This is a genomic window from Kitasatospora sp. NPDC001539 (assembly GCF_040298565.1).
In the GTDB taxonomy this organism is placed as follows: Bacteria; Actinomycetota; Actinomycetes; order Streptomycetales; family Streptomycetaceae; genus Kitasatospora.
Window position 1 is genome coordinate 1 of record NZ_JBEPAK010000285.1, and the last position, 8,267, is coordinate 8,267.

Consider the following 8,267-nt stretch of genomic DNA (forward strand, 5'->3'; position numbering starts at 1 on the left):
CCGACTTCCCGCGCGAAGCGCGCGCCGATCCGGGCACCTGCCCGGCACCTCGTCGCGGCGGGCGGCAACGGCGGGAAGACCCCCGATCCGCACCCGCGCAGCCGCCGCGGGGCTCAGGAGATCAGGGTGGCGAGGGCGAGGCCCTGGGGGTACAGGGTGGCGGCGGCCGGAAGGGTCGCCGGGATGCCGGCGTGCAGGACGGTGAGGGTGCCGTTGCCGGTGGCGGTCGGGTCGGCGACGCGGCGGAGGGCCTGGGCGGCGACGGCGTCGGCGGAGCCGAGCAGGGTGAGGGACGGCGAGGCGGTCACGACGACGGCGTCGCGGATGCGCTCCTCGACCAGTTCGTAGTGGGTGCAGCCGAGCACGATCGCGTCGGTGCCGGCCGGGGTGCGGGCGGCCGCGTCGGCGATGGCGGCGGTGACGGCGTCGTCGTCCCCGTGCTCGACCGCGTCGGCGAGACCCGGGCAGGCGACCTCGGTGACCTCGGCGGTGCCGCCGAAGTCGCGGATCAGCCCGCGCTGGTAGGCGCTGCCGGTGGTGGCCGGCGTGGCCCAGATGGCGACCCGGCCGCCGAGCGCGGCGGCGGGCTTGATCGCCGGGACGGTGCCGATGACGGGCAGTCCGGGCTCCAGTTCGGCGCGCAGGGTGGCCAGGGCGTGGACCGAGGCCGTGTTGCAGGCGACCACCAGGGCGTCCGGCTCGTACTCGGCGGCGGCCCGGCAGCAGCCGAGGGCCAGCTCGGTCACCTCTTCGGGCGTGCGCGGCCCCCAGGGCATCGAGGCGGGGTTGGAGGAGAGCACCAGATCGGCGTCGGGGCGCAGCTTCCGAAGGGCGGCGGCGGCGGCGAGCAGGCCGATCCCGGAGTCCATCAGTGCGATCTTCACGGGGCAAGACTTTAGTCGATCCGCCCGGCGGAGCCCGTTCTGCGGCAGACTGCCGGGGTGACCGTCCTGCTGTGGATCGCCGCGTTGTCCCTGCTGGTCTGGCTCTGGCTGGCGTGTTGCCACGGTTCGTTCTGGCGCACCGACGTCCGGCTGCCGCCACCCCGCCCGCCGGCGCGGTGGCCGCAGGTGGCGGTGGTGGTGCCGGCCCGGGACGAGGCACCGGTGCTGCCGGTGAGCCTGCCGACGCTGCTGGCGCAGGAGTACCCGGGGCGGGCGCGGGTGATCGTGGTGGACGACCACAGCTCGGACGGTACCGGTGCGATGGCCGCGGAACTGCGGACGATGGGCGGGTTGGAGCTGACCGTGACCACCCCTCCCCCGCTGCCCCCGGGCTGGACGGGCAAGCTGTGGGCGCTGCGGCACGGGGTGGAGCTGGCCGGCCCGGACGCGGAGTACCTGCTGCTGACGGACGCCGACATCGCGCACGGCCCGGATTCGCTGGCCTCGCTGGTGGCCGCGGCCGAGGGGCACGGCCTCGATCTGGTGTCGCAGATGGCCCGGCTGCGGGTCGAGACCGGCTGGGAGCGGCTGATCGTGCCGGCCTTCGTCTACTTCTTCGCCCAGCTGTACCCGTTCCGCTGGAGCAACCGCCCCGGCTCCCGGACGGCGGCCGCGGCGGGCGGCTGTTCGCTGGTGCGGCGGGCGGCGCTGGAGCGCGCGGGCGGGGTGGCGGCGATCCGGGGCGCGGTGATCGACGACGTGTCGCTGGCCCGGGCGGTGAAGTCCTCGGGCGGGCGCACCTGGCTCGGCCTGGCCGACGCGGTGGACAGCGTCCGCCCGTACCCGCGGCTGGAGCAGTTGTGGCGGATGGTGTCGCGCAGCGCGTACGCCCAGTTGAGGCACTCGCCGTTGCTGCTGCTCGGCACGGTACTGGGGCTGGCGCTGGTGTACCTGGTACCGCCGGTGGCGACGGTGGCCGGGCTGGTGGCGGGGGGCCCGGCGGTGGCGGCGGTCGGCGGGGCGGCCTGGGCCCTGATGGCGGCCACCTACCTGCCGATGGTCCGGTACTACGGGCAGCCGGCTCCGGCCGTGCTGCTGCTGCCGTTCACGGCCTCGCTGTACCTGCTGATGACGGTGGACTCGGCAGTGCAGCACTGGCGCGGCCGGGGCAGCGCCTGGAAGGGCCGGACGTACGCGCGGACGTGAGAGCGGGGCGGAGAGCAGTCGAAAGGCCGGGCGCGGGAGCGGGGTCGGGAAGCGGGGACGGGACGCGCGGGCCGGGAGCCGGGACAGCGGGCGGGGCGGGAAAAGCCCGGCGCTGCGGGCCGGACGGATCCATACTGCTCGGATGGACCGACAGCAGATCTCCCGCCTCGCCCATGCCCACCACCCGATCGCGGCGCCGCTCGCGGACGAGTCGGTGTCCCGCCTGCTCGACCGAGCGCTGGCCGGGCGGGAGTCCGGTCGGATGCTGGACCTCGGCTGCGGCGAGGGCGCCTGGCTGCTGCGGGCGCTGGCCGCCCGTCCGCAGTGGCGGGCGATCGGGGTTGACCTGGACGCGGAGGCGCTGACCCGGGCCCGGGAGTCGGCCACCGCGCTCGGCGTGGTGCGCCGGATCGGCCTGCACCACCTGGACGCCCGGGAGTTCACCGCCCGGGAGTCCGCCGCTCGACAGTCCGCCGCCCGGGAGTCCGCAGCTCGGTCGTCAGTCGACCGGGAATCCAGCCGGGGCTCCGCCTCCCGCGAGCAGTTCGACCTGGTGCTGTGCGTGGGCGCCACCCACGCCTTCGACGGGCTGCTGCCCACGTTGGCGGCCGCCCGTGAACTGCTGGCCCCCGGCGGCCGGTTGCTGGTCGGCGAGGGCTTCTGGGAGCGCGAGCCGTCCCAGGCCGCGCTGGACGGGCTGGGCGCGGCCCGGGAGGACTTCGCGGACCTGGCGACCACCACGGACCGGGTGGTCGCGGACGGCTGGACCCCGGTCTACGGGCACGTCAGCACGGCACAGGAGTGGGACGACTACGAGTTCTCCTGGACGGGTTCGCTGGCCGAGTGGGTGCTGGACCACCCCGACCACCCCGGCGCGGCGGCCGCCCGCGAGGCCGCGGACCGCCACCGCGCCGAGTGGCTCCGCGGCTACCGGGGGACGTTGGGTTTCGTCACCTACCTGCTGCGCCGCGACTGAACCCCCGCGGGCGGCGGGTTACTTCTGGGTGCGGGTGAGGAAGTCGTCGATCAGCGGGGCGATTTCGGGCAGCTTCTCCTCCAGGGCGAAGTGCCCGGTGTCGAAGAGGTGCAGTTCCGCCTCGGGCAGGTCGCGCAGGTAGGCGCGGGCGCCGGCCTCGGTGAAGAACGGGTCGCGGGTTCCCCAGACCACCAGGGTGGGCGGCTGGTTGGCGCGCAGCCACTGCTGCCAGACGGGGTAGAGCTCGACGTTGGTGAAGTAGTCGAGGGCCAGGTGGACCTGGATGTCCTTGCGGCCGGGCAGGTCGAGGAAGTGCTGGTCGAGCGTCCAGCCGTCCGGGGCGACCAGGGTCGGATCGCCGGCGCCGCCCTCGTACTGGCTGCGGGTGACGTCCAGGGTGAGGATCGAGCGGGCGGCGTCCTCGGCGCCCGGGACGCCCCGCTTGTTCGCGATGAACTCCCGCGCCTGGTCGGAGAGTCCCTCCTCGTAGGCGTTGCCGTTCTGCACCACCAGGCCGGTGATCCACTCCGGTCGGCGGGTGGCCAGGCGCAGACCGACGGGTGCGCCGAAGTCGAAGACGTACAGCGCGAAGCGGTCCAGGCCGAGGGCGAGGCAGAAGCGCTCGACCACGTCGGCGAGGGTGTCGAAGCGGTACGGGAAGGTGTCCGGCGCGGGGCTGTCGCTGTGGCCGAAGCCGGGGTAGTCGGGGGCTATCAGCCGGTGGCGGGTGCCGAGCGCGTCGAGCAGCCGAGCGTACTGGTGGGAGGCGGAGGGGAAGCCGTGCAGCAGCAGGAGGACGGGGGCGTCGGCCGGGCCGGTTTCCCGGTAGAAGACGCGCAGGCCGTCGAGGTCGACGTGGCGGTGGTGGACGTGCGGGATCGTCAGCTCGCTCATGCTAACCATTAAACAGCATCTGACTGGTTAGCAGGAGGGTGACGACCCGTCAGGCGACCGGGCCTCACCCTCCTCGATCCACCTCAATCCGCTTCAGTGCTTGTGCAGTTGCTCCTGCTGCACCAGGTAGTCCAGCACCTCGGGCATCCCCTCGACGCCGTCGGCCTTGCTCGGCGAGGTGCGGTACTCGCCCTGGACGACCACCGTGGGCAGCTCGTCGATGCCGTAGCGGACGAACGCGGCGGCCGCGTCGTCCACCGACCGGCCCACCTCGGCGGAACGGTAGGTGCGGCCGAACAGCTGGGCGTCGACGCCGTGGCGCACCGCCCAGTCGGTGGCGGCCGCCTCCGTGGTGAGATCGGCGTGGTCGCTGTGGATCGAGCGGAAGGCGGCGGTCTGCAGGCGCTCGACCAGGCCGAGGCGCTCCAGCGTGTAGTACAGCCGGGCGTGGGCGCGTTGGGTGCCCTCCCCCTGGCCGCCGGGCCAGATCGCCGGGGCGCGTCGCAGTGCGACGTCCGCGCGATGCCTCTCGGCCCAGGCCTGCAGTGGCTGCTCGAGCTGCTGGGAGTGGCTGCAGTCGTACCAGAAGAACTCGACCGCCTCGGTGCGGGCGCTCTCGCGCACCGGCTGCGGATGGTCGAGCTTGACGAACTGGACGCCCTCGGCGGGCGATTGACGGCTCACCGCGCCGGCCTGGACGGGGGATGCGGCGATCCCGGCGGCGACGGCGAACAGGAGGGTGGACCGCAGCAGCGACTTCGAGTTCACACCGGGAAGTGTGCTGACGGCGGCCGGTTACCGGCGAGTCGCCGGAGGGCGCCGGGCCCGGATTCGCCCGAACGGCTCACCCGGGGCGGGTGCGAGCCGCCCGTCAGTGCGAGGAGGGATCGCCGGTCCACACCTCGCCGACCAACCGCTGCCAGGCGTCCACCACCGCGCCCAGTTCGAAGTGCGCCAGCGCGTGCGCCCGGGCGGCCGCGCCGAGTCCCGCGCGGTTGCAGGCGAGCACCTTGGCGAGCGCCTCGGCCAGGGCGAGTGGGTCCCCGGGGGCGACCAGCGCACCGGTGGCGCCGTCCCGGACGACCTCGCGCACCCAGCCCACGTCGGTGGCGACGGCGGGCACCCCGGCCAGCGCCGCCTCGATCAGTGCACCGGGCACACCCTCGTTGTCGCTGGTGAGCAGCAGCGCGTCGGCGGCCCGGTAGAGCGGGACGGGATCGGGCAGGGCACCGAGGAAGTGGGCCCGGGCGGCGGCCGGGTGCCGGGCCAGGGACTCGCGCAGCGGGCCGTCCCCGGCGACGGCGAGCCGGACGTCGGGCAGCCGGTCGAGCACGTCGAGGGCGAGGTCGAGTCGCTTCTCCGGCGCTATCGCGCCGATCCAGGCGACCAGCAGGACGTCCGCCGGCAGGCCGAGGGCGTGCCGGGCCGCGCGCCGTTCGGCCCGGCCGTCGGCGGGCGGATAGCTCTCGGCGGCACGGGAGATGGGGATCACCCGGACCTTCCCCGCCGGGAGCCGGAACTGCTCCTCCAGCACCTGGCGCGCCTCGTCGGTGAGCGTGGTGACGGCGGCGGCGCGGTGCATCAGGGCGGCGCCGCGCAGTCTGCGCAGCCGGTTGGCCGTCCAGTAGCGGGGGTGGCCGACGGAGACGTAGACGAAGGGGGTGCCGGTCCCGGCGAGGGCGAGGGCGCAGGCGGCCAGGGTGTCCGAGCCGTGGGCGAGCACCACGTCGGCGGCCCGGGCGGCGGAGCGCAGTGCCCGGAGGGTGGCCGGGCGCAGTCGGCCGGGGCCGAGGACGGTGACGCGCGGCCCGGCAGGGTCGGGGCACGGCTGTCCGCAGGCGTCGGGGGCCGTTCCGCCGACGGTGCACGGCCCGGGCCTCGCCGCAGCCGGGCGGGGAGCCGGCACGGCCGGGCGCGGGGCGAGGGCGCACAGCGCGGAGGCCTGGCCCCGACGGCGCAGTTCCCGGTGGAGGTCACGGGCGAGGTTCTGGGCACCGGCCCGGCGCGGGTCGCTGATCAGATGCAGGACGCGCGGGCGGTCTCCGGCCGAATCGGCCGCCGTATGGTCGGGCATGGACAGACCTTGGCACAGCGCCACGCCCGGTACACCCCCTTCGCGCAACCCGGTGGTGGTCCGTGCGCCCGCGCCCGTACACCGGATGTGCGCGGAAGATCCGCCGTCGTGCGCCGGACGGGACCGGTGTGCGCCCCGCCTCGCCCCCGGCCGCTCCGTTCGGCCGCCCTCCGCTCCTCCGTACGCCGTGCCGAGCAGCCGCCCCGTCGTCGGCCCGGGCGCGCCCCGGCCACCGCCCGCTCCCCAGGGCCACCGATCATCGCCCCCGGCCCGGCCACCGATCACCGAACCCCGGGCCGGCCACCAGCCTTCGCCGATAGGCCGGTACGCGGAGCACCCGCACGCCGCCCGGCGCGGGCGGGTACGGCCGGACACCGCCGCAGCGCCGGTTACGCGGATCGGGTGAACGCGGTTGGACCCCGGCCCCGGCCGGTCGGCAGGATGTCCGGCCGGGGCGGCCGCGCCGCCCTCATCTCCCCCTCTCCCCTTCGGATTTGGAGTCACCCGGTGTTCAAGGGATTCCGCAGCTTCCTGCTGCGCGGAAACGTGGTGGACCTCGCGGTCGGCATCGTGATCGGCGCGGCCTTCACCGCCGTCGTCACCGGGTTCGTCAGCGCCTTCCTCACCCCGCTGGTCGGCGTCGCCACCGGCGCGGTCGGCGACTTCACCCAGAAGACCTTCGAGGTGGGCGGCACCAAGTTCCCCTACGGCCTGTTCGTCAACGCGCTGATCGGCTTCGTGCTGATCAGCGCGGTGATCTACTTCGCCGTGGTGGTACCGGTGGGCAAGCTGCAGGCGCGGTTCGAGTCGGCCGAGCCCGCGCCGGCCGCCAAGGTGGACTGCCCGGAGTGCCTGAGCCGGATCCCGGCCGCCGCGACCCGCTGCTCCTTCTGCACCTCCGAGGTCGCCGCCCGGCCCGGCCTGCCCGCCCAGGGGCAGGCGCTGCAGTCGCACTGACGGTCCGCAGGCGCTGACGGGACACTTATCCCCCAAACATTCACGAGCCCCCGCCCCATCGCCGGCGGGGGCTCGAATGCGCCGGCGCACGCCCCGTTCGCAAAAGTTTCTCCGCAGGGCCCGCAGGCGTCCACGGGCCGGTCACCGCACGGTCGCACGGCGGCCGCGTCCGGGTGCTGTTCGATCGCTGACGGGTCGCCAGGGTTGTCCGGAAGTGGATGGCGGTTTGTCCGTTCTTCCTACTTTCGAAACCTTTGCGCGAGCGAAGACTGTGTAAACACTCGAACTGCTCCCCCTCCCGCTCTCCTCAGCAGGCGCATTGTGGGCTTACCGTATGCCCCATGACCTCGCCCCGCTCCTACGACGGAGTCGGCTACCCCTCTCCGTCCTTCTCCTCCGGCACGCCGATTTACGACAGCCTCGTGGCTGAGCGCGGCGTCCCCCAGATCGCACCCATCAACGTGCCGGCCGCCCTGCCGCCGGCGCTGTCGTCCGGATACGGATCAGGCCTCGGCCAGTCCTACGAGAACCGGTACGGCAACGGGTACGAGAGCGCCGGCAGCAACCTCCCCGCGCTGCCGCCCGCCCGCCTCGCCCTGGGCCCCGGCCCGAGCAGCGGCCCCTCCGCCGGACCCGCCACGGCGTACATCCCCGCGCAGCCGGCGCCGGCGTACGCCTCCGCCCCGCAGCCGTCCCTCCCCGGCTACGGTGCCCCCCAGTCCTACCAGCGGCCGCAGCCCGGCGCACCGGCGTTCGCCCAGACCGCCAGCGGCGGCTACCAGCCGACCGGCGGCCAGAGCTTCGGCGGCCAGAACACCTTCATCGGCCAGGGTGGCGGCCCGCAGAACTTCGGCGCGCAACCGACCGGCGGACCGGCCGGTTTCGGCCAGCCCGGTGGTCAGCCGCAGGGCGGCCCGCAAAGCTTCGGCGGCCAGCAGTCCTTCGGCGGCCCCAACCCGGCCGGCCCCGGCTTCCAGGGCCAGGGCGGCGACCAGGGCTTCGGCGGCGCCCAGCTCCGCCCGGCCATGGCACCGGTCGCGCCGGTCCGCCCGATGCAGCCGCAGCGCCCGGGCCAGTACGGCGAACCCGGCGCCTACCAGGGCGGCTACCAGCCGCAGGGCCAGGGCTACTGAGCCCTGCCACCCCTGGGCCGTCCCCCACCCGGCCCGAACCCGCACCACCTGAGCACCACCCGGCGACCCCTGAACGCCGGGCGAACGGAGAAACGGGTCATCCACGGACCGCCCGGAACGCCCCCCCCCACGGCGTCCCGGGC

General features: G+C 74.8%; 8 protein-coding genes. 4 read left to right on the plus strand and 4 right to left on the minus strand.

The features are described from left to right. Window positions 1-113 precede the first annotated feature (113 nt). Window positions 114-884: a glutamate racemase gene (locus ABT247_RS29240; RefSeq protein WP_350748335.1), complete on the minus strand. Its 771-nt coding sequence runs from the start codon at window positions 882-884 to the stop codon at window positions 114-116. Between the two features lie 57 nt (window positions 885-941). Between ABT247_RS29240 and ABT247_RS29245 the strand changes: the two genes are divergently transcribed. Both ABT247_RS29245 and ABT247_RS29250 read left to right on the plus strand, forming a co-directional pair. Beyond that, window positions 942-2,090 carry a glycosyltransferase gene (locus ABT247_RS29245; protein ID WP_502892525.1) on the plus strand — a complete coding sequence of 383 codons (1,149 nt, stop codon included), beginning with the start codon at window positions 942-944 and terminating at the stop codon, window positions 2,088-2,090. A 142-nt stretch (window positions 2,091-2,232) separates the two neighbouring features. After that, on the plus strand, window positions 2,233-3,066 hold the full coding sequence (locus ABT247_RS29250; RefSeq protein WP_350748338.1) for an SAM-dependent methyltransferase: 834 nt from the start codon (window positions 2,233-2,235) through the stop codon (window positions 3,064-3,066). A gap of 18 nt (window positions 3,067-3,084) precedes the next feature. On the opposite strand, the gene ABT247_RS29255 is transcribed toward ABT247_RS29250, so the two are convergent. The 3 genes from ABT247_RS29255 to ABT247_RS29265 all read right to left on the minus strand — a co-directional run bounded on the left by ABT247_RS29255 (window position 3,085) and on the right by ABT247_RS29265 (window position 6,034). Then, window positions 3,085-3,960, minus strand: a complete 876-nt coding sequence (locus tag ABT247_RS29255) for an alpha/beta fold hydrolase (RefSeq protein ID WP_350748341.1) — start codon at window positions 3,958-3,960, stop codon at window positions 3,085-3,087. A 93-nt stretch (window positions 3,961-4,053) separates the two neighbouring features. Further along, on the minus strand, window positions 4,054-4,728 hold the full coding sequence (locus ABT247_RS29260) for a thiol:disulfide interchange protein DsbA/DsbL (protein ID WP_350748344.1): 675 nt from the start codon (window positions 4,726-4,728) through the stop codon (window positions 4,054-4,056). Between the two features lie 103 nt (window positions 4,729-4,831). Next, window positions 4,832-6,034 carry a glycosyltransferase family 4 protein gene (locus ABT247_RS29265; protein ID WP_350748346.1) on the minus strand — a complete coding sequence of 401 codons (1,203 nt, stop codon included), beginning with the start codon at window positions 6,032-6,034 and terminating at the stop codon, window positions 4,832-4,834. A 507-nt stretch (window positions 6,035-6,541) separates the two neighbouring features. Here ABT247_RS29265 and mscL point away from each other — a divergent pair. Both mscL and ABT247_RS33690 read left to right on the plus strand, forming a co-directional pair. After that, a complete protein-coding gene (gene mscL, locus ABT247_RS29270; RefSeq protein ID WP_350748348.1) occupies window positions 6,542-6,991 on the plus strand; it encodes a large conductance mechanosensitive channel protein MscL in 450 nt (149 codons plus the stop codon). A 341-nt stretch (window positions 6,992-7,332) separates the two neighbouring features. Beyond that, on the plus strand, window positions 7,333-8,124 hold the full coding sequence (locus ABT247_RS33690) for a DUF6643 family protein (protein WP_502892526.1): 792 nt from the start codon (window positions 7,333-7,335) through the stop codon (window positions 8,122-8,124). The last annotated feature ends 143 nt before the right edge of the window (window positions 8,125-8,267 follow it).